Source organism: Enterocloster lavalensis, assembly GCF_046603895.1.
In the GTDB taxonomy this organism is placed as follows: Bacteria; Bacillota; Clostridia; order Lachnospirales; family Lachnospiraceae; genus Enterocloster; species Enterocloster lavalensis.
The window spans coordinates 4,019,952-4,040,455 of the sequence record NZ_CP176637.1 but is presented as its reverse complement, the minus strand read 5'-3'; the positions used below and the strand labels follow the sequence as shown (position 1 = coordinate 4,040,455).

The window sequence follows — 20,504 nt, the reverse complement described above, 5'->3', positions numbered from 1 at the left end:
TGCCCATTGCATTCAAAGAAAAGCCCGCAGAGCATGAAACTCTGCGGGCCTTTTACGCTTGGGCACAAATATATCTAAAATTTCAGTCGATCGCTGTGATTACTCGATAACGGTAGCAACACGGCCAGATCCTACGGTACGGCCACCCTCACGGATAGCGAAACGCAGGCCCTGCTCCATCGCTACGGGATGGATCAGCTCGATGGTCATCTCAACGTTATCGCCAGGCATACACATCTCAACGCCAGCCGGCAGTTCGCAAACGCCGGTAACGTCGGTGGTTCTGAAGTAGAACTGCGGACGATAGTTGTTGAAGAACGGAGTATGACGGCCGCCCTCGTCCTTGGTCAGAACGTAAACCTGAGCGGTAAACTTCTTGTGGCACTTAACGGAGCCGGGTTTGCACAGACACTGACCTCTTTCGATCTCAGTTCTCTGAACGCCACGCAGCAGAGCGCCGATGTTGTCGCCTGCACGAGCCTCGTCAAGCAGCTTACGGAACATCTCGATACCGGTAACAACGGTCTTACGAACGTCCTCATGGATACCGATGATCTCAACTTCGTCATTCAGATGCAGAGTACCACGCTCAACTCTACCGGTAGCAACAGTACCACGGCCGGTGATGGTGAACACGTCCTCAACGGGCATCAGGAACGGCTTGTCGGTGTCACGTACGGGATCGGGAACATAGCTGTCAACTGCAGCCATCAGCTCCAGAACCTTGTCGCCCCACTCGCTGGACGGATCTTCCAGAGCCTTCAGAGCGGAACCCTGAATGATCGGGGTGTCGTCGCCCGGGAACTCGTACTCGTTCAGCAGCTCGCGGATCTCCATCTCAACCAGCTCTAACAGCTCGGGATCGTCAACCATATCGCACTTGTTCATGAACACTACGATATAGGGAACGCCTACCTGACGAGCCAGCAGGATGTGCTCTCTGGTCTGAGCCATAACACCGTCGGTAGCAGCAACTACCAGGATAGCGCCGTCCATCTGAGCAGCACCGGTGATCATGTTCTTAACGTAGTCAGCATGTCCGGGGCAGTCAACGTGTGCATAGTGTCTGTTCTCGGTCTCGTACTCAACGTGAGCGGTAGAGATCGTGATTCCACGCTCTCTCTCCTCGGGAGCTTTATCGATGTTCTCGAAAGCAACAGCCTCACCGGTACCCAGTCTCTCATGCAGGGTCTTGGTGATAGCAGCGGTTAAAGTGGTTTTACCATGGTCAACGTGGCCAATGGTTCCGATGTTACAATGAACTTTGTTTCTCTCAAATTTAGCTTTAGCCATTTCTTTAACGTCCTCCTTAATTTACACCCATTTCACAGGGCTTTTATAGTTCTCAGGCTGTTTATCATTATATTCTATTTTCCTTTGATTGACAAGCCCAATTTACGTTTTCTCCGCCAGTCTGCGCCGTGAGTGCGAAAGCTTTGCGCCTCCGCGCTCACGGGACCTGACAGGAGTTATTTCTTAGTGTCGTTCAGAACCTTCTCCTGCACGCTCTTTGGTACGGGCTCGTACTTTTCGAAGAACATGGAGTAGTTTCCACGGCCCTGCGTTCTGGAACGCAGATCGGTGGAGTAACCGAACATCTCGGACAGCGGAACATAAGCGCGAATCATCTTACCGCCGCCGATATCATCCATACCCTCGATACGGCCACGGCGGGAGTTGATGTCGCCGATTACGTCGCCCATATACTCCTCAGGCATGGTTACTTCAACCTTCATGATCGGCTCAAGCAGGATCGGGTTGCCCTTTCTCATAGCATCCTTAAACGCCATGGAACCGGCGATGTGGAACGCCATCTCGGAGGAGTCAACCTCGTGGTAGGAACCGTCGTATACATCCGCCCAAACGCCCAGCACGGGGAATCCGCCCAGAACACCGGTCTTGGAAGCTTCCTCGATACCAGCGCCGACTGCGGGGATGTATTCCTTCGGAATCGCACCGCCGACAACGGAGGAGGTGAACTTGAAGGTTTCCTCGGCATTCGCTTCCATGGGAGTGAAGTGCACTTTACAGTGACCATACTGTCCACGTCCGCCGGACTGCTTCGCGTACTTGCTGTCCACGTCAACCGCCTTGGTAAAGGTCTCTTTGTACGCAACCTGAGGTGCGCCCACGTTGGCCTCTACGTTGAACTCACGCAGCAGACGGTCTACGATGATATCCAGATGCAGCTCGCCCATACCGGAGATGATGGTCTGTCCGGTCTCCTCGTCCGTGCGGACGCGGAAGGTCGGATCTTCCTCTGCCAGTTTGACCAGAGCGTCGCCCATCTTGTCCTGGCTGGCCTTGGTCTTGGGCTCGATTGCGATGTCGATAACCGGCTCCGGGAACTCCATGGACTCCAGGATAACGGGATTCTTCTCATCACAGATGGTATCGCCGGTACCGGTAACCTTGAAGCCAACCGCAGCAGCGATATCGCCGGAGTAAACCCGATCCAGCTCATTTCTCTTGTTGGCGTGCATCTGAAGGATACGTCCAACACGCTCCTTCTTGCCCTTCGTTGCGTTCAGTACATAAGAACCGGAGTTCAGACTTCCTGAATACACGCGGAAGAACGCCAGCTTACCAACGAACGGGTCGGTCATGATCTTGAATGCCAGAGCTGCGAACGGCTCGTCATCGCTGGAATGTCTCTCCACTTCATTTCCCTCAAGGTCAACGCCCTTGATTGCGGGAATGTCTAAGGGAGAGGGCATAAACTCGATGATCGCATCCAGTAACTTCTGAACGCCCTTATTTCTGTAAGCGGTACCGCAGCATACGGGGATCGCCTCGCAGTTGCAGGTAGCTTTTCTTAATACTTTCTTCAGTTCCTCATTGCTGGGCTCCTCGCCCTCCAGGTAAGCCATCATTAAATCGTCGTCCAGCTCGCAGATCTTCTCCACTAACTCGGAACGATATAACTCGGCGTCATCCTGCATATCCTCAGGGATATCAATGATGGAGATGTCGTCGCCCTTATCATCATTATAGATGTAGGCTTTCATTTCGAACAGGTCGATGATTCCCTTGAAATCATCTTCCTTGCCAACCGGCAGCTGAATGCAGATCGCATTCTTGCCAAGTCTGGTCTTAATCTGATCTACAGCGCCGTAGAAGTTCGCACCCAGGATGTCCATCTTGTTGATGAAGGCCATACGCGGTACGTTGTAGGTGTCTGCCTGACGCCATACGTTCTCGGACTGAGGCTCAACGCCGCCCTTTGCGCAGAAAACGCCAACGGCGCCGTCCAGCACGCGCAGGGAACGCTCAACTTCCACCGTAAAGTCAACGTGTCCGGGAGTATCGATAATGTTGATACGATGCTCCAGAGCGCCCTCTTTCGGCTTGCAGTTTTCCTGCAGAGTCCAGTGACAGGTTGTAGCAGCAGAGGTAATCGTGATACCACGCTCCTGCTCCTGGGCCATCCAGTCCATGGTAGCGGTACCTTCGTGGGTATCGCCGATTTTATAGTTTACACCAGTGTAATACAGAATACGCTCGGTCGTTGTGGTTTTACCAGCATCGATATGAGCCATGATTCCGATATTCCTGGTTCTCTCCAATGGATATTCTCTTCCAGCCAACGGATTTTCCTCCTTAAATACTCAAGCAAAGACGATTTGCAGCTTAGAAACGATAGTGGGAGAATGCCTTGTTTGCCTCCGCCATCTTGTGCATATCCTCTTTCTTCTTTACAGAAGCGCCGGTATTGTTGGCGGCATCCATAATCTCGTTTGCCAGTCTCTCCTCCTGGGTCTTCTCGTTTCTCTTGCGGGAATACAGAGTGATCCAGCGCAGAGCCAGCGTCTGCCTTCTCTCAGGTCTAACCTCGATCGGTACCTGATAGGTGGCGCCGCCGATACGTTTTGCCTTTACTTCCAGAACGGGCATAATGTTGTTCATTGCTTCTTCAAATACTTCTACGGCATCCTTACCGGTTGTCTCTGCAACGCGGTTGAAAGCGCCATATACGATCTTCTGGGCAACACCCTTCTTACCATCTAACATGATGTTGTTGATCAGCTTGGTCACAACCTTGTTATTGTAGATCGGGTCTACCAGAACGTCTCTCTTCTGAGTATGTCCTTTACGTGGCACGTTACTTCCCTCCTTAATACTGGCTGCCAATGCCGTGACGGCACTTGCAGTTTTCCATTAATTCATCGGTACTCACATATTTCCATAAAATGTGTTCGTGCTCGGGCGTATATCTATTTCCTGCAACCTACAGGTTCAATATCACAAATCCGGCACTAATTTCACTTTACTGCTGTTAGTGGTTCCAATTCTCGGTGACTTATTTCTTATCTTTCGGTCTCTTGGCGCCGTATTTGGAACGGGCCTGGCGTCTGTTTGCAACACCTGCCGTATCCAGCGTACCTCTAACGATGTGGTATCTGGTACCGGGCAGATCCTTAACTCTTCCGCCACGGATCAGAACAACGCTATGCTCCTGAAGGTTGTGACCCTCTCCCGGAATGTAGCTTGTTACCTCGATACCGTTGGACAGACGAACTCTGGCGATCTTTCTCAGTGCTGAGTTAGGCTTCTTGGGGGTTGCAGTCTTAACAGCGGTGCACACGCCGCGCTTCTGCGGAGCAGAAACTGCTGTCGCCTTCTTCTGTAAAGAGTTGTAACCTCTCTGCAGAGCAGGAGCAGTGGACTTCTTAACGCTGGTCTGTCTTCCCTTTCTCACTAACTGGTTAAATGTTGGCATTCCTTTCACCTCCTGTGATATTGTCTGTGGTTGCTGCTTATCAGCTTTTGTGCGCAAAAATTTTGTAAATTCTCGCACGCCATATAATTATAGCCGTCGGCCTGATTCCTGTCAAGGGATTTTTTTCATAAGCGCCTTATTTGGGGCAAAACCAACTCAAATCGGCCAAAATGTCCGGCCATCGCGGGGTTATCGCCGCTCTGACCGGACATTTTTGAATAAAACGCGTTTTCTGATTTCGTTGTGCTTAAAATCCCAATACCGGGTCAATTACAATAAACGCCTCGTCGAACTCAGTGATGATAAAGTCATTGATCCCCACCACCATCTGCTTCCCGTACGCATTTACCGTGTCGAAATAATAACCGCCGCTGCCGCTTTGCTTCCACTCAATTCCGTACCGGTCGTACAGATCGGCAATCATACGCTTCTCCGTATTTACCAAATCTACCATATCGTTAAACACCCGGACCGTGTGGCCGCAGTTTTGAACCGCCTGCGCGCTGCTGGCTTTAAACCGGTAAACCGTACACTGCCGGACCGTAACCGCCCTGCCCGACCGGTTGCGGGGCATAACCTGGAATACAGGGGTGCCGCCGCCGTCTGTAAATGTGATTCCCTTTCCCTGATTGGAGTATACCACTCCGTATTCAGAGCCCGGCTGGGGATCGCCCTCAATCTCCAGTTCCATCGAAGCTCCATTTTCATCAACGATGGGATGAAAACCGAATTTCCCCAAAAACACTTCCAGTTCTTCCATGGTACACATGCCCAGGTCAATGCCCTGTCCATCTATATAGAGACTGCTGGCCGGGTTTTTACCATTTTTCATTTCAAGAGTTCCGGCGGCCATCACTGGTCCATTGTTTCCCGCATTTGTTGAGCACGCTTCCGGCAGCGCTTTCGTTCCCTCGTCATGCTGCGAGGGCTGTCCATCCCATAGAACGGCCGAATTTACAAGAACTCCCAGGTATACCGTCTGCGCTTCGTATCTCTTGCTGGAATCCAATACCCTGGCCTTCTGGAAATCGTGGTCAAAAACCAGGTTTTCTTCATTTTCAGCGGCATTTTGCTGATTTTCAATCGAATAGTGGAATTCCAGCTCATGGGGCAACTCTGCGCCGTCCTCCGGAGAAACCGCCTGAAAATATGAGGCATATAGCGCCGCGTCCATTTTTATGTCAACCCATCCGAGATAGGGCGCGATCTCGCCCGGCTGATCGTAACGGGCCTCCACGTCATGGGCTTTGGACCAGACCAACTGATTCCGGTCGGAAGGGCCATTGCCCATCACAGTTCCATCCGCCATCACAACCGCTCCGTTGCTGCGCCACCGCTCCGTCACCACAACGCCGTCGGCTTTTCCCTGTATGTATCCCGCCTTGCTGACATCGGCAGAATTGTTCGGAAACATGTAGTTGTCATAATAGGTGAGTTTGAATGATATCAAATTCCCGTCCGGCACTCCGCTCCGGAATGAGCCTATATGTCCCGCCACCGTATATAGGACGATATCCCCCATCTGGACGCTGGAAGCTTTTAAGATCATTCCCGGGCCCTCCACAGTATCGGTCAGATTTTTCCCGTCGAACAATATGTCCTGATCGTGAAAATGATCCGTCACAATCTGATAGAGACGTACAAACTCAGGCTGGGCGCTTTTCGCGACTTCCTCCGTTCTGCCGCCCTCACCAGCCCTGTAAATATTTTCCAAAACCTTCAAATCTTCCGCCGTCAAACCATAAGCGTTGGCGGGAGCTTCCACTTCGGTTACAGGCGCTGATTCGGATTCCGGCTGCACTTCCTGGATTGCTTCCCGTTCCTGATCCTCCACGTTTTGTACTGCCTCCGCCGGGTTATTCTTTCCCGCAAAATGAACCCCCACCGCGCATGCGCCTCCTGCCGCCAGGCACACTGCGGCGGCCACTGCCACTGCTTTTACACTGACTGCCTTACCCAAAATCACGATCCCGGACTTTCCGGCAGCGGCGGCAGTCCCGGTTCCAAATGTGCTCCCGGCGGCTTGGCTGATTCCGGCTTGGCTGCTGGACGCCGCTCCGGCAGTTCCGGTTCCGGTTCCGCTGCCAACTGCCGCTCCGGCAGTTCCCGCCGCCGTGGCAAGCACTGCATTTCCCACCGCGCCGGGCACAACCGCACCCAGCACCTGCTGGCGGAACATCCAGTAGAGGAACGGCGCAAGAGGCATGCAGTAGAGCTTGGTACCCTTTTTCTCCAACGCCAGCACCTGGGTCTTGATCGATTTTCTTCCATAATTCAGGCGGCTCTTGACCGTCCCCTCAGAACATTCCATTACCTGGGCAATACGGCCTACGGACATATTTTCCAGGTAATATAGTACCACCGCCATCCGCTGCTGCTCCGGGAGCCGGTCGATCATTTCCTTCACCAGGCGTTTTGTCTCGCCGTAATCTACCTGTTTCTCCGGCGAAAAATATCCGCTCTCATCCTCGAAGTCCGGGTCGCTATCCGTTTCCCCCTCCGCCGGAAGCTGGGAAAACAACACCGGTTTCTTCTTTCTACTACAATATATTTATGGTTAATATCCCTTACAGCCAGTAAGGAATTATCCATCTTGTTGCTTAAGCTGTTACAATGTTGGAGCAATCGGTATATCGGCTTCCTTTCTTGGACTTCGCGTCCGTATTTGAGACTGATAACCAGCTCCTCATTTGCAGCGTTCGTTTTATGCAGGTTGAACTGCCTTTGGTACGTTCGTGTCACACCACAGTAGATTGAATAGGCAATGAGTAAAACTGGTACTTATCTATTGCAATATTCTTTAGGAGTGACAAATTTATGAACATGAACGCTGTTGGTATTGATGTTTCCAAAGGGAAAAGTATGGTCGCCATTCTACGACCTTATGGAGAAATCGTTTCTTCTCCCTTTGAAATCAAGCACACTTCCAGTAACATCCAATCCTTAATTGCGCAGATCCGATCAATCGATGGTGAATCACGCATCGTTATGGAACATACTGGCCGTTACTACGAACCACTGGCTCGTGAGCTTTCTCTGGCAGGTCTTTTTGTAACTGCCGTAAATCCTAAGCTCATTAAAGATTTTGGAGCTCATTCCCTCCGCAAAGTAAAATCTGATAAAGCTGACTCTGTAAAAATAGCTCGTTACACCCTTGACAGTTGGACGGAATTGAAACAGTATAGTCTTATGGACGAACTACGCAATCAATTAAAGACCATGAACCGTCAGTTTGGCTTCTACATGAAACACAAAACAGCTATGAAGAATAACCTCATCGGTATCCTCGATCAGACTTACCCTGGTGTTAATACTTACTTTGATAGCCCTGCCCGTGAGGACGGCAGCCAGAAGTGGGTTGATTTTGCTACTACATACTGGCATGTGGACTGTGTTCGTAAACTTTCATTAAATGCATTTGTCGACCATTATCAGAAGTGGTGCAAACGCAGGAAGTACAACTTCAGCAAAGACAAGGCTGAAGAAATCTATGGGGCCGCAAAGGAGCTTGTTCCTATACTTCCAAAAGATGATCTAACCAAGCTGATCGTGAAACAGTCCATAGAACAATTAAACACTGCTTCCAGAACCGTGGAAGAACTCCGTACCCTGATGAATGACACAGCCGCCAAGCTGCCTGAATATCCCGTTGTTATGGGGATGAAGGGTGTTGGCCCGTCTCTTGGTCCTCAGCTTATGGCTGAAATCGGAGATGTCACACGCTTTACCCACAAGGGCGCTATCACTGCATTTGCTGGTGTAGACCCAGGTGTCAATGAATCCGGAACCTATGAACAAAAAAGCGTTCCAACCTCCAAACGCGGCTCATCTTCCCTCCGAAAAACCTTATTTCAGGTCATGGACTGTCTCATCAAAACAAAACCGCAGGACGACCCTGTATATGCGTTTATTGATAAGAAACGTGCTCAGGGAAAGCCTTACTATGTCTACATGACTGCAGGCGCTAATAAGTTTCTGCGTATCTATTACGGAAGGGTAAAAGAATATCTAATGTCTCTTCCAGAATAGAGAATACCGCATCCTTTCAGACCAGCGGATAACGGTGGTCTATTTGTTGTACCTGAAATTTAATCAACAATAAATCTTGAAAATTTCTCATTTTCCTATTGACTTTTTATTTGCAGGCTTAAATAGTCCTTGCTCTTGTTGATTACAATGGTGTCCAACCAGCCCTGGAAATTCTCCGGCTGCTGGAGCATATTCAGGCTGGTAAACACCTTCAAATACGCATCCTGCAAGATGTCCTGGGCCTGATCCTGATCCTTCACCAACTGCAGGGATAAATAATACGCCTTCCGGCTGGTTTTCTCATACAGGGCCGCGACCGCCTGCTGATCTCCGGCTTTTGCCCGCTCTACCAATAAACTGATATTCTGATCCATCACGCTGTTTCCTCGCTTATTCTTCAGATTAATTGTCAGGGTGTATAAAGTTCAGCGTACTCTGTGATCAAACCGGTATTTGGGTCAAAAACAGGAGTACCGTACAACCGGATATAACCGTTACTCAACCCATACTCATATCCCGCCATGCCGTTGTCAAACGTCATGGTGTGCTCCTCGGTCAAATACGACTCCAGAGTGATGGGCCCCGCCGACGGATCAAATCCATAGACATCGTAGATTTTACAATTTTTAGAAAAATACAGGCTTCCCATATAAATCACACCGCTATACAGGGCATCGTCATCATTGGAACAAATAAATGCGGTACCGTCAGCCCTCGGTGACAGGTAAGCTTCCTCATACCCGGATTCGTCTCCGGTGAGAACATAATATCCGTTATTGTCCTTGCTCAATACCTGAAACTCCTCGAAGGATACGAGACCGTTTTGATCCATCACGCTAACGGAAAAGGTGTGCCCCACTTTCATCCGGCCGAACTCTTCGGCGGAAACAATGTACGGCACCCAGATCGAGGCGTTTGTGATCTCATAATAGTTCTCATGGGTAATCATTTCACTGGGCACCGGATTCCAATTCGGGTCCTCAAATGATGAGGCCGATATTTTCCATTCGCCAAAGCGGTCCTCCATTTTGCCATGTTCATACTGCGGGTAGCGCAGCGCCGCCCGGTAAGGTTCCCCTACTGCCGGGTCCAGGTCAGAGTCCCCCTCCGGCGCGGCAAAATGGTCTGTCTCGCCGGAGTCCGCCCCGGCCTGAGACGCCTCCCCGGCCGGTGTTATTTCGAAGGGGAACAGCCCCTCAGTTCCCTCAACGTGGTAGGAACCTTTTGAGCCCCAGAACACGGCGTTCTGGGACTCCAGGTCCATCATCAGTTCAAAATTGTCAAGCCGGTAGTTTCCGGTTATGTCGGGAACCAGATACCCGGAGCCGGTTTCCATGTTCAGGCGCTTTTGCTTCTCGGAATCCGGCAATGCGTTGAATTCATCCGTATTGCCGTACTCCACATTCACATTGAACCACAGCTCCTGCGCAAGCCCCTCCTCAATCACATTTTCATTCCGGTCAAATACCCACTGTTTCCCTACCGGATAGCCAATCTCAAACATCCCTTCCGGCCAATGGTCTTCCCTGTAGCTGCCCTCTATATGGATCTGCCACGCCGCCTCGCCTGTATCTTCTCCGATCTGCCAGCACTCAGTTGCCACGGTTCCCACCGACATTCCATGCTCGTAGTCTGCCAGGGTTATGTTCACATCCCTGCCTGGCCGGCTCGACCAGGTTCGATATTCAATCCGGCAGGCCAACAGCTCTCCAACGGGGACCCCGTCCACAAAATCTCCCTGGTAACAAGTTACGCTGTATACGGTCTGGCCTTCATGGCTGCCGCCTTTGGCTTTGGTGCTCACGGCCCGGACCGCCAGCTTGTGCCCCTCCAGCGTATCGGAAATTCCCTGGCCGTCAAAAATTATATATTGTCCCGGAAAACGCTCTTGTTCCAGATTGTACAGTGTGGCAAATTCCGGCTGAAATGCCTCTGCCAGCGCCTTATAATCCCGCTGCTCCGCCGCTTGGTAGATGCGGCTCAGAATTTCGCGTTCCTCTGCGGACAGCCTGGAGGTCCCCAGCTCTCCATCCGCAGTTCCCTCATCTTCGTTTTCTGTTTCCCCGCCTCCGGCGTTTTCCTGCGCTTCCTCTTCCTGTGCTCTTTGCTCCGCCTCGATCTTTGCAGCCTCAGCCGCCTGGTGGTTTTTATACACATATACGCCGCCCGCCGTCCCGGCTCCCACGCCCACGCAGGCTGCAGCCACAATGGCAACGCCTTTGACGCCAAGGGCCTTGCCAAGAAATGCAAGACCGGCTTTTCCGGCGGCTCCCGTGGCGGCGGTAGCAGTTCCGGCTCCGGCGGCGGCAGTTGTCCCGGCGGTTCCGGCTCCCGCGGTGGCGGTTGTCCCGGCGGTTCCGGCTCCCGCGGCGGCAGTTGTCCCGGCGGTTCCGGCTCCCGCGGCGGCGGTTGTCCCGGCGGTTCCGGCTCCCGCAGCGGCGGTTGTTCCGGCAGCACCGGTTCCCGCGGTGGCGGTTGTTCCGGCAGCACCGGTTCCCCCGGCGGCAGTTCCCCCGGCGGTTCCGGCTCCCGCGGCGGTTCCCCCGGAAGCGGTTGTCCCGGCAATTCCTCCCCCTGCCCCGGCAGTTGTTCCAGCGGTTCCGGCAGCGTTCCCAGCAGTCGCCACCCCAGCGGTCGTTGTACCGCCAGTTCCGGTCCCAGCCCCGGTTCCCGCAGAGATCCCTGCCGCATTTCCGGCTCCGGCAGCCGCAGCACCGGCTCCCGCGGCCTGCAATACCGCCGCGCCCACGGCCTTCGGCGCAGCCGCAGCCAGTATCTGCTGGCGGAACATCCAGTAAAGGAACGGTACCAGAGGCATGCAGTAGAGCTTGGTGCCCTTTTTCTCCAACGCCAACACCTGTGCCTTGATGGATTTCCGGCCATAATTTAACCGGCTCTTGATGGTGCCCTCGGAACACTCCATCAAACGGGCGATCTGCCCCACCGAAAGATTTTCCAGATAATACAGTACCACGGCCATACGCTGCTCTTCGGGCAGCCGGTCGATCATTTCCTGGACAAGCCGCTTTGTCTCCTGGTAATCCACCTGCTTTTCCGGGGAGAAATAACCTCTCTCGTCCTCAAAATCCGGCTCCGAGTCCGGTTCCTCCGCCCCGGTCATCTGGGAGAACAGCACCGGCTTTTTCTTTTTCAGATAATCCTTACTCTTGTTGATCACAATCGTGTCCAGCCAGCCCTGAAAATTCTCCGGCTGCTGCAGCATGTTCAGGTTAGTAAACACCTTCAAAAACGCATCCTGCAAAATGTCCTGGGCCTGGTCCTGATCCTTCACCAACTGCAGGGAAAGATAATATGCCTTGCGGCTGGTTTTCTCATACAGCGCGGCTATGGCCTGCTGATCCCCCATTTTAGCCCGTTCCACCAACTCTCTTATACTCTGCTCCATCATTCCGCTTCCTCACTCGTCTTTCATAAATTCATCTCAGGTAGTCTGAACCGCTTCAATTCCCGTCCTGGTTCCCATCGTTTTCAATTTCTACCGATTCCAGCGTATAGCCGAAAAAGCTGTCCGGGTTTACCTCAAATACCGCCCTCACATCTCCGGTCAGCATTATGTCCCCCAGCTCAATCTCATAATATCCCTTTGCCTTCATTTTCCCGTTTTCCAACGCAAATTCCTCAAGAGTCACCCCACACCAGGACTCCCCTTCGGCCATAGTAACGCTGAGGCGGCCGTTTTCCAGCCTCAGACAGGTAAGTTCCCGGGAAAATTCCTTCTCCACCGCCTTCATAGATACCGGCTGCCCATACATATCCTCCGTATACCGATAAACTAACCCTTGTTCTACGCTGTGCGTTGTTTCGTCTGCAAATGGGGCGAAAATGCTGTTATTCGGATCGATCATAATCTCATGCAAATGACCGTCCATGAGACTGACAATCCGCTCCGGGCTCAGATTCTCAGTCCGTACAATCCCATTATCCGGATGTTGTTCGTAAACAAGCGGCGGCAGCAGCAACTCCATAACGCGCTTTTGTTCTGCGCTTACCTGAATCTCGCCCGTCCGTTTTTCCCCCTGGCGCTCTCCCTCCATCTGTGACAGATTCTCCGTCCCTTCCGCATTGCTTCGTCCGTTTTCCAGCTCGCTTTTCCAATCCCGGTTATAGTGGATACTCTCCAAACGGAACTGGCTGTAGGACGCTTCCGGGTGCCAGCTGAATTCCATCACCAGCGGTTCTTTGAAAATCCAGGCGTTCTGTCCCGAATCAAAGACGTAATTGCTGTCGGCGATCTCCTCAACGTCCGTTACCCATCCCTTGTATCCATACGCAATCAGGCGTCCATCCCGCGCCTCGGTATCCGCAATCTCCACATACGGCCACATGGCCCCCCAGTCCCCGCCAGACAGACGGTAGGAGTCATCTTGCAGCTGGACCAACGTCTGATTGGTTCCCTCCACATAATCCTCCAACGGGTAGCCGAAGCACTCCTCAATGATCTGATCCACTGGGTCTTTATCATATATGTAATAACTCCAGTTGTTATTTTCCTTCATATCGATCTGATTTCCCCAAAAAACAATCGAATAACTCTCCTCCACAAACATCGTCCGGCTCTTTACCGATAACGTCCCCGGCTCTTTTCCCAAATCCGTGCCGGACACACGCGTATTCATTTCCGTGTAAAGCGACGCCTCCCAAATTCGTTTCTGTTCAGGCGTCCAGGCCGCTTTCATCTGTTCATCCATTTTCATCCGGTCGTCTGTGGGCTCTGCCGCCGCGGCTTCCGTACGTTCTGCCACAGTCTCTTCCCGATTCCGCTCCCTCGTCCTCCTTGACCGCTCTTCATCCTGCTCTGCCTCGATCCTGGCCGCCTCTGCCGCCTGGTGGCTTTTCGCAGCATATGCTCCGCCCGCCGCTCCGACGCCCACACAGGCTGCCGCCACAATGGCGACTCCCTTGGCACCGATAGCTTTCCCAAGAATTGTAAGTCCTGCTTTTCCCGCAGCTCCGGCGGCCGCAGTCCCGGCAGACGCTGCCCCTGCAGATGCTGTTCCCGCAGACGCCGCCCCCGCGGACGCTCCCCCCGCAGTTGCTGCCCCGCGGATGCTCCCCCCGCAGATGCCGTTCCCGCAGACGCCGCCCCCGCGGATGCCGTTCCCGCAGACGCTCCCCCCGCGGATGCCGTTCCCGCAGACGCCGCCCCCGCGGATGCCGTTCCCGCGGACGCCCCTCCGGTACCTCCTACCACATTCCCCGCTCCAACCGCCTTTGCCATACCGGCGCCAACCGCACCGGCGCCGGCCGTCTGCACCACTGCCGCGCCCACAGCGCCCGGTACCACGGCCGACAGCACCTGCTGGCGGAACATCCAGTACAGGAAGGGAACAAGCGGCATGCAGTAGAGCTTGGTGCCTTTCTTCTCCAATGCCAGCACCTGCTCCTTAATCGACTTCCTTCCATAATTAAGGCGGCTCTTCACCGTACCCTCGGAACACTCCATAATTTTGGCGATCCGGGCCACCGGAAGATTCTCCAGATAGTACAACACCACGGCCATCCGCTGCGCCTCGGGCAGACGGTCGATCATCTCCTGGATCAAGCGCTTCGTCTCGCCGTAGTCCACCCGCTTTTCCGGCGAAAAATACCCGCTCTCATCCTCGAAATCCGGCTCGCTGTCCGCTTCCTCCCCAACGGCCATCTGGGAAAACAGCACCGGCTTCTTCTTTTTCAGATAATCCTTGCTCTTGTTGATCACAATCGTGTCCAGCCAGCCCTGGAAATTTTCCGGCTGCTGGAGCATTCCCAGGTTCGTAAACACTTTCAGATACGCATCCTGCAAAATGTCCTGGGCCTGATCCTGATCCTTCACCAGCTGCAAGGCCAGATAATACGCCTTACGGTTGGTCCGCTCATACAGGACGGCAATCGCCTGCTGATCCCCCTCCGCAGCTTTTCCCACCAGCTCTTTCATACTCTGTTCCATTCGCTTTAATCCCTCCATCGCCGCACTGTAAGGTCCCCTTAAAAATACTATTCTTCCCAAAAACTTCCAAACTTCAATCTGATCCTTATTTTACCACAACCCGCCCTGTATTGACAGCGCCTTTTCCCTGCCCCGCCCCCTGCGCCGGTCAGCAGTTCACCCCGCATTCATATCCATAAACCAGGTAATATACCCGTCCTCATCCTGGGAAAAACGGAGCATCCGGGCGGACGCAAAGGGCCGTCCCGACCTGTCCGGCCTGTAATTCTGGTATTCCTCCAGGCTCATTTCTTCCCCCATATAAGACACAACCGCATCCTTTCTCACCCGTATGACCGTGAAAAAGCTCTCGCCCAGGTACCCCTTATCCTCCAGCCCGTGATCCACGCACGCCTCCATCTCATAGAATCCGCCAAGATCCACGGCATTTTCCGCCCATATAACCGGCTGCTGTTCCGTGTAAATCCCACTGATCATCCGATCACAGTATCCTTCCTCGTTCAGATATTGGTACACCTTTTCCGGCGCCTCCGCCTTCCCCGCCTCACTGCAAACTGACTCGCTGCAAACCGCAAGTTCCATCTCCTGCTCTCCTGCCCGCCTCTCTCCCGCGCCCGAAAATGCAACTGCCGCGGAAAGACACACAGCCATTATCAAATATCCCGGCATGATTTCATCCTCCTTTACCTGCCTCTGATTAAAAGACGAACCAGCCTTCCGTCCGGTTTTAAATATTTTTAATTTTTATGATTCCAAAACCATTTTCCATTATTATACTCGGATATTCATACAGTTTCAATCACAATCCCCAAGAACTTCCAAATTTCCAGCGAATCATCCCATCTTCCGCGCTCCTGGCACAGGCAGAAAAAGGCCCCCGGCAATTTTCTCCCGGAGGCCATACTATAAACAATTTTCACACTGCCGCAATCTCTACGAAAATACCCCCAGCATACCCGCATACCCCACCGCGGCCGCCGAAAACACCAGAATCATCGGAATATTGCGCCTCACCAGCGCCCCGATGTTGACCTTAAAGCACTCCGAGGCGATAAACAGGCACACATGGGTGGGGGAAACCTGCATGGCGGCGTAGGCCATGCTCATGAGCAGCACCAAAAGCGCCACTCCGCCGTCCGGCACGGCCGCCATGGCCATGGGCAGGCACAGGGAAATGATGGCGTTGGAACCGCTGATGATAGTACCGAAAAAGAAAATCAGCGCAAACACCAGGGGCAGCGGAACCGGCAGACCGCCGAAAAAGACCGGCAGCTCATGGATCACGCCGGTGGACGTGATAATGTCTTTGAATACCATGATTAGCACCGTGTTGAAGATGATGACCGGCTCAAAAGCAGTGAAAAACATCGGTCGGATTTCCCACCATTTCAGGCGGTCCACAAAAATGTTCAGCACCGTCACCAGAGGGGTGGCGATGTAAACCGGGATGTCGAACGCGATGATCAGAAGTACGATCAAAATAATGGACCAGAGGCTGCAAAACAGCATCCGGGCAAAGTCCATTTTCCCGCCCTCCAGGCGCTGGTCCGTGCGCTTGGGAAGCTTGCGCAGGTGGAACACGTATCCGATCAGGAACAGTACGGCCACCAGCGGCAGCATAGCCAGCACAAACTGCCCCGCTCCCACGCCGGACAGGGCCAGGGCGATCAGGATCGAGGAGTAGGTGGGAAGAAAACTTTCCGGGATATGGCGGTAGAAACTGGTGACGCAGGTCATGTCCTCCGGGCTCATATAGTCCTCGCAGGAGGATCTCACGATCTCCGCGCAGATGGTCATTGCGCCCGCCGACGGCAGCAGACCGATCACCGCGGGAGCCGCCGAGGCGTTGATCCGCCGGTTGCCAAACAGGCCGCTCAGCGATTCCTCCGCCTGCTTCAGACGCCGCCTGCGCTCCAGCATCCGCTGCAAAAATGTAATAAAATAGAAACTCAGCACCACCGTGACGGTTTCCCGGCTGACCAGCGCTTTTCGCCAATGGTCAAGGCCCGGCCCAGGGGAATGCCGTATAACAGCACCGCAGCCGCCAGACCTCCGGAAATCGCCGCAAACAGCAGGAGCTTGCGCCAGAGCATGGCGATGATGACCAGAAATACGGCGCAGAGTTTCAGGATCAGGATGTTCATTATGGTTTCCTCACAATATGTATTTGCAGCAGTTCAGGCGGCGTTTTCTCCGCCTGCTCTTCCATCGGGCGGACATCCCGCGGCTTCTTGACCTGGGGCGGACCGCCCAAACTGCTGACTCGCTCTCCATCTTACCATAGATTTTCATAAAGGGACAGTGGGATTTCGCAGGAGCGTGCCTCACCCCTTCTGAATCATCTTTTCCCGCAGCCGCCTCTGCTCCTCCGCCGAAAACCCGCTCTCCGCCAGCCGTCCGTCCAGGCCGGACTCCCGGAAAAAGTCCAAAAGCCGCTCCATGTTCTCCGCCTCTGACCGCAGCAGCGGCAGAAGCTGATCACAGTCCGTCATTTTGTCTGCCAGTGCGCCCAAACCGCCCTGGTTGTAGGTGTGGGACACCTCATAGTCGGCCACAATGTCCTCCCGCGCTGCGCCGCACAGCCAGAGGACAGCCGCAGCCAGAACGCCAGTCCTGTCCTTGCCCGCCGTACAGTGAAACAACACGGCTCCATCGTCCAGGGATTCCGTAAGCCGCGCGAGGGCCGCAGCCAGCAGCCCTATGTTCTCTCCTGCCATGATCACATAGCTCTCCCGCAGACTTTTCAGAAATGCCAGCCCCGCCAAATCCGCCGGATGTTCCAGATCGATTTCCTCCGTCTGGAGCGGCAGGTGATACCAGGAAATCCCCTGGGGCGGCCGGTCCGGCTTCACACGCAGTTCCGAAGCGCTGCGCAGGTCCAGGATCGTCCTGACTCCCGCGGCCTTAAGCCGTTCCCAATCGCCCTCGTCCGCCCCGGACAGATCCCCCGCCCGGTAGAGCATGTTCCAGCGGACCATCCCGCCGTCCGCCTCGTAACCGCCCAAATCCCTCACATTTTCCACGTGATTCAGCCTCAGACGCCTGATGTGTTGTTCCATTTTACCGCACCTCACAATTCATAATATCCCCTATTTTACCATAAACATCAAGCTCGTGAAAGCCCCCGGCCCGGGCAATTTCACCGGCAATTTCACTTCCCCCGCAGCGCCTCCCCGCAAGCCCTTCTCAGGTATTCTTCACCGCACGGCCTCTTCACCGGATCATCTATTCCCGCCCGGGGCGGATAGTCCCTTCCGAGCCGATCCCGCATTTTCTTACAATCCTCCGCAGTCAAAAGTCCCTGTTCTGCAAACCATGCCAGCAGGAACCAGTTCCAGCACGCACTCAAATACCCTCCCGGCCCCTTCCCATACCACAGCTGTGCATGAAATCTCTCCTTCCGGTTCAGATACTCCAGAATCCGCGCGTCCCCGGCGTAAACGATCCCGTAGTGGATATCCTGATCCGAGAGCAAGCCCAGCCGGTCGATCTCCTCCACGATCTCAAGACGGCCCATAACAATGGCCAGAGCTGAAAGACTCATCCCGGTCATATTACACCGATAGTCCTCATCCGCTTTCCAGGACGCCTCCCCCGTAACAATCCCGCCCGGCAGTTCCCCCGCGCCTCCCTTCCGGTACTGAACGCGGATACCGTACCCCTCATTGGTTCTGCTTCTGTACAATACCTCCATTTTCAGAAAACCAGACCGGGGATTGCATTTTTGTTGTTCCTTCTCACTCCAAAATCCCAGCAGCTCCTTCGCCAGCCCGTCGTTTCCCATTACAAAGGCAATCGCCGGCAAATTCAGGCAGCCGTCAAACTCGCACACCTGATTCCAGAATCTAACCCGCAGCCGGGGCTCCAGAATCAGCCCTTCCGAACTGCGCAGCGCCTCCATAAGTCGTCCATTGAACCTCGGATTACCCGCCTGGCGTAAAAGCCCGACCTCCTCCTCCAGCCTGCACGCCCGCAGCGCGCGATAAACGGCAAGATGACGGGCTAATATTTCTTTATCCTCCTCTGGTCTTACAAATCGTTTGACAGACTGCGGTTTCTGTTCCTGCGAATCGCCATTCCCCGCCTCCGCCAGGGTATAGCAGTTGCTTCCACGGATAAATTGTGTAATCATATCGTACTTTTCCCGGCCCTCAAGATATTGCAGAAATTCCATATAACAAGCTCCGGTCAGGTAATTGTTTTCAAACGCCGCCTCCACAAGGGGCTCCGGCAGCAGCTCATCATACTCCTCGCAGACCTTTTTCAACCTCTCCAGTCCATCGGTGGAAGTGCCGCGGTTTTTAACGTTTATGAACGTAAGAAGCTGCATCGGACTTTTCGTTTCCGCCAATTCCGTCATGTCCATATAATTTTCATTTATTTCCATCGTAATATTGTAATCGCGGCTCATTTGCTTCAAATTCACACATGTCTCGATCACGGTTTCCTCTTCAAACCCGCCGCGTAAAATATGCCATTGCAGCAGCGCACCGATATCCACCGAAAACCCCGCCAGCAGCTCTGGAAATTCAAACCAGCCCGGTTCCCGCTGGTTAAATTTTCCCAATATGCACCAGCTCCAAGCGTGCCATCCAACCCCCAATAAAAAAGCCCGCAAATCCTCGCCGGCCTCCCCCATATGGCTGCTGTACCATTCCCTGTGCCGTGAAAAATACTGCCGGATGCCCCAGGCGTGTTTCGGTTTCCGGCTCCACTTCAAATATTTACCCGCCCACCGGTTCAGCTCCGCCATATGGGAACTTCCGGCTCCCTGCGCCCTCAATCGCTCAAACAACAGATCCGCAAGCGCCCCTCCGCCCATATCCAGAACGCTGTATATGGGGATATTGCTTAACGAATCCCCATAATACTTCCACAGATACTCCCACATCGGACGCCCCGTAAAATTGACGGCCCGCTCCATCCGATACAACCGATGGCCGCACGCTTCCGACGTACGTCCACATTGCCGGAACTTCGGAAACCAGCGCTTCCCCACTCCCTCTACCGTGTGACCGGCCCAGTAAAGCGCCTCTTTGCCGCTCTTTTCCAGCACAAGATCCACCAATTCCGGATTCCCGGACAGTATGGCAACTTCCAGAACGGTGGCACACCAATTTGGCTCATGTCCAAATGGATTGAGCAGCGGTTTCAAACTCCGTTCTCTCCTCTCCGGCCACCATGCGTCCAGTCTTGCGCCCTGTGATAAAAGCCAGCAAAGCCGTTTCCGATTCCCGGTCAGCAGGGTGAACAACGCGGGGGTTACTTCAATCTGCATACGGTAAGGAAACCACGTCTCCTCCTCACACTTCCCTATGATGCTGATAATTCCAATGGAATTGATATTCTTCATCGCTTCAATCTGCATCTGAAAGAGACTCTCATCCGCAATCGGCCATACCACCCGGCCCGGCGCCATATCCTTAAGCCTTATTTCGGAGTCATACGTGACCTGCTCCCAGATTTCCCTGGACTCCCGGTAATATTCACGGTCCAGCGCCTGGTCCAAAAATCTTGTATATTGCCCGCCGCTTCCATGAAAAAATACCGGTTTAAATCCCAGCTCCAGCAGCAGCTTCACAATGCTTCTGCGTCCTGACAGAATCGCCGTATCCATGTATATTCCATTCTCATAGATTCCCCCTCCCACCGGCTCTTCAAAATGAAAGTGTTCCAGAACATACCTGTGGTGCTCCTCCAGCGCGCTCCGGATCTTCTCCTCATTCCCCTCCTTAATTGCCAGGTACAGCTGAACCTGCGGCGACTTAAGCTCCCACTCCTTCCACATAGGGACACCTCCTTTGTCCA

The 20,504-nt window shown here is 53.6% G+C and carries 13 protein-coding genes and 1 pseudogene; 1 reads left to right on the top strand and 13 read right to left on the bottom strand.

Annotated features, from left to right (window positions below):
• Positions 1-99: 99 nt before the first annotated feature.
• From tuf to ACK2JC_RS18025, 5 genes are all read right to left on the bottom strand, one after another.
• Positions 100-1,293, bottom strand: coding sequence for an elongation factor Tu (gene tuf, locus ACK2JC_RS18045; RefSeq protein WP_007717083.1), 1,194 nt, complete (start codon positions 1,291-1,293; stop codon positions 100-102).
• Between the two features lie 176 nt (positions 1,294-1,469).
• Positions 1,470-3,587 carry an elongation factor G gene (fusA, locus tag ACK2JC_RS18040; protein WP_024736242.1) on the bottom strand — a complete coding sequence of 706 codons (2,118 nt, stop codon included), beginning with the start codon at positions 3,585-3,587 and terminating at the stop codon, positions 1,470-1,472.
• A gap of 43 nt (positions 3,588-3,630) precedes the next feature.
• On the bottom strand, positions 3,631-4,101 hold the full coding sequence (gene rpsG, locus ACK2JC_RS18035) for a 30S ribosomal protein S7 (RefSeq protein WP_024736243.1): 471 nt from the start codon (positions 4,099-4,101) through the stop codon (positions 3,631-3,633).
• A 199-nt stretch (positions 4,102-4,300) separates the two neighbouring features.
• Complete coding sequence (gene rpsL, locus ACK2JC_RS18030; RefSeq protein ID WP_024736244.1) at positions 4,301-4,720, bottom strand: 30S ribosomal protein S12; 420 nt, start codon at positions 4,718-4,720, stop codon at positions 4,301-4,303.
• A 247-nt stretch (positions 4,721-4,967) separates the two neighbouring features.
• Positions 4,968-7,244, bottom strand: a complete 2,277-nt coding sequence (locus tag ACK2JC_RS18025; RefSeq protein WP_320936770.1) for a sigma-70 family RNA polymerase sigma factor — start codon at positions 7,242-7,244, stop codon at positions 4,968-4,970.
• Positions 7,245-7,543: 299 nt separating this feature from the next.
• Between ACK2JC_RS18025 and ACK2JC_RS18020 the strand changes: the two genes are divergently transcribed.
• Positions 7,544-8,749, top strand: coding sequence for an IS110 family transposase (locus ACK2JC_RS18020; protein WP_368282939.1), 1,206 nt, complete (start codon positions 7,544-7,546; stop codon positions 8,747-8,749).
• 95 nt (positions 8,750-8,844) lie between these two features.
• On the opposite strand, the gene ACK2JC_RS18015 is transcribed toward ACK2JC_RS18020, so the two are convergent.
• The 8 genes and pseudogenes from ACK2JC_RS18015 to ACK2JC_RS17980 all read right to left on the bottom strand — a co-directional run bounded on the left by ACK2JC_RS18015 (position 8,845) and on the right by ACK2JC_RS17980 (position 20,484).
• Positions 8,845-9,123 (bottom strand): RNA polymerase sigma factor, encoded by a 279-nt coding sequence (locus ACK2JC_RS18015; RefSeq protein WP_320938253.1) that lies wholly within the window; start codon positions 9,121-9,123, stop codon positions 8,845-8,847.
• Between the two features lie 35 nt (positions 9,124-9,158).
• On the bottom strand, positions 9,159-12,158 hold the full coding sequence (locus tag ACK2JC_RS18010) for an RNA polymerase sigma factor (RefSeq protein WP_368271799.1): 3,000 nt from the start codon (positions 12,156-12,158) through the stop codon (positions 9,159-9,161).
• A 52-nt stretch (positions 12,159-12,210) separates the two neighbouring features.
• Positions 12,211-13,512 (bottom strand): hypothetical protein, encoded by a 1,302-nt coding sequence (locus ACK2JC_RS18005; RefSeq protein WP_320938255.1) that lies wholly within the window; start codon positions 13,510-13,512, stop codon positions 12,211-12,213.
• On the bottom strand, positions 13,461-14,696 hold the full coding sequence (locus tag ACK2JC_RS18000) for an RNA polymerase sigma factor (RefSeq protein WP_320938256.1): 1,236 nt from the start codon (positions 14,694-14,696) through the stop codon (positions 13,461-13,463). Before ACK2JC_RS18000 ends, ACK2JC_RS18005 begins: the two co-directional genes overlap by 52 nt.
• A gap of 156 nt (positions 14,697-14,852) precedes the next feature.
• On the bottom strand, positions 14,853-15,278 hold the full coding sequence (locus tag ACK2JC_RS17995; RefSeq protein WP_368271796.1) for a hypothetical protein: 426 nt from the start codon (positions 15,276-15,278) through the stop codon (positions 14,853-14,855).
• 351 nt (positions 15,279-15,629) lie between these two features.
• Positions 15,630-16,840: pseudogene (locus ACK2JC_RS17990) on the bottom strand (DUF401 family protein).
• Positions 16,841-17,020: 180 nt separating this feature from the next.
• On the bottom strand, positions 17,021-17,755 hold the full coding sequence (locus ACK2JC_RS17985) for a tyrosine-protein phosphatase (protein WP_320938258.1): 735 nt from the start codon (positions 17,753-17,755) through the stop codon (positions 17,021-17,023).
• 92 nt (positions 17,756-17,847) lie between these two features.
• The gene (locus tag ACK2JC_RS17980) at positions 17,848-20,484 is read right to left on the bottom strand and encodes a hypothetical protein (protein ID WP_411337549.1); all 2,637 of its coding nucleotides are present in this window, start codon (positions 20,482-20,484) and stop codon (positions 17,848-17,850) included.
• Positions 20,485-20,504: the final 20 nt, after the last annotated feature.

Coding starts and splice junctions, on each gene's coding strand:
- ACK2JC_RS18010 (WP_368271799.1), bottom strand. CDS start 12,158: ATGATGGAGCAGAGTATAAGAGAGTTGGTGGAACGGGCTAAAATGGGG.
- ACK2JC_RS18000 (WP_320938256.1), bottom strand. CDS start 14,696: ATGGAACAGAGTATGAAAGAGCTGGTGGGAAAAGCTGCGGAGGGGGAT.
- ACK2JC_RS18020 (WP_368282939.1), top strand. CDS start 7,544: ATGAACGCTGTTGGTATTGATGTTTCCAAAGGGAAAAGTATGGTCGCC.
- ACK2JC_RS17985 (WP_320938258.1), bottom strand. CDS start 17,755: ATGGAACAACACATCAGGCGTCTGAGGCTGAATCACGTGGAAAATGTG.
- ACK2JC_RS17995 (WP_368271796.1), bottom strand. CDS start 15,278: ATGGAACTTGCGGTTTGCAGCGAGTCAGTTTGCAGTGAGGCGGGGAAG.
- ACK2JC_RS17980 (WP_411337549.1), bottom strand. CDS start 20,484: ATGTGGAAGGAGTGGGAGCTTAAGTCGCCGCAGGTTCAGCTGTACCTG.
- ACK2JC_RS18015 (WP_320938253.1), bottom strand. CDS start 9,123: ATGGATCAGAATATCAGTTTATTGGTAGAGCGGGCAAAAGCCGGAGAT.
- rpsL (WP_024736244.1), bottom strand. CDS start 4,720: ATGCCAACATTTAACCAGTTAGTGAGAAAGGGAAGACAGACCAGCGTT.
- tuf (WP_007717083.1), bottom strand. CDS start 1,293: ATGGCTAAAGCTAAATTTGAGAGAAACAAAGTTCATTGTAACATCGGA.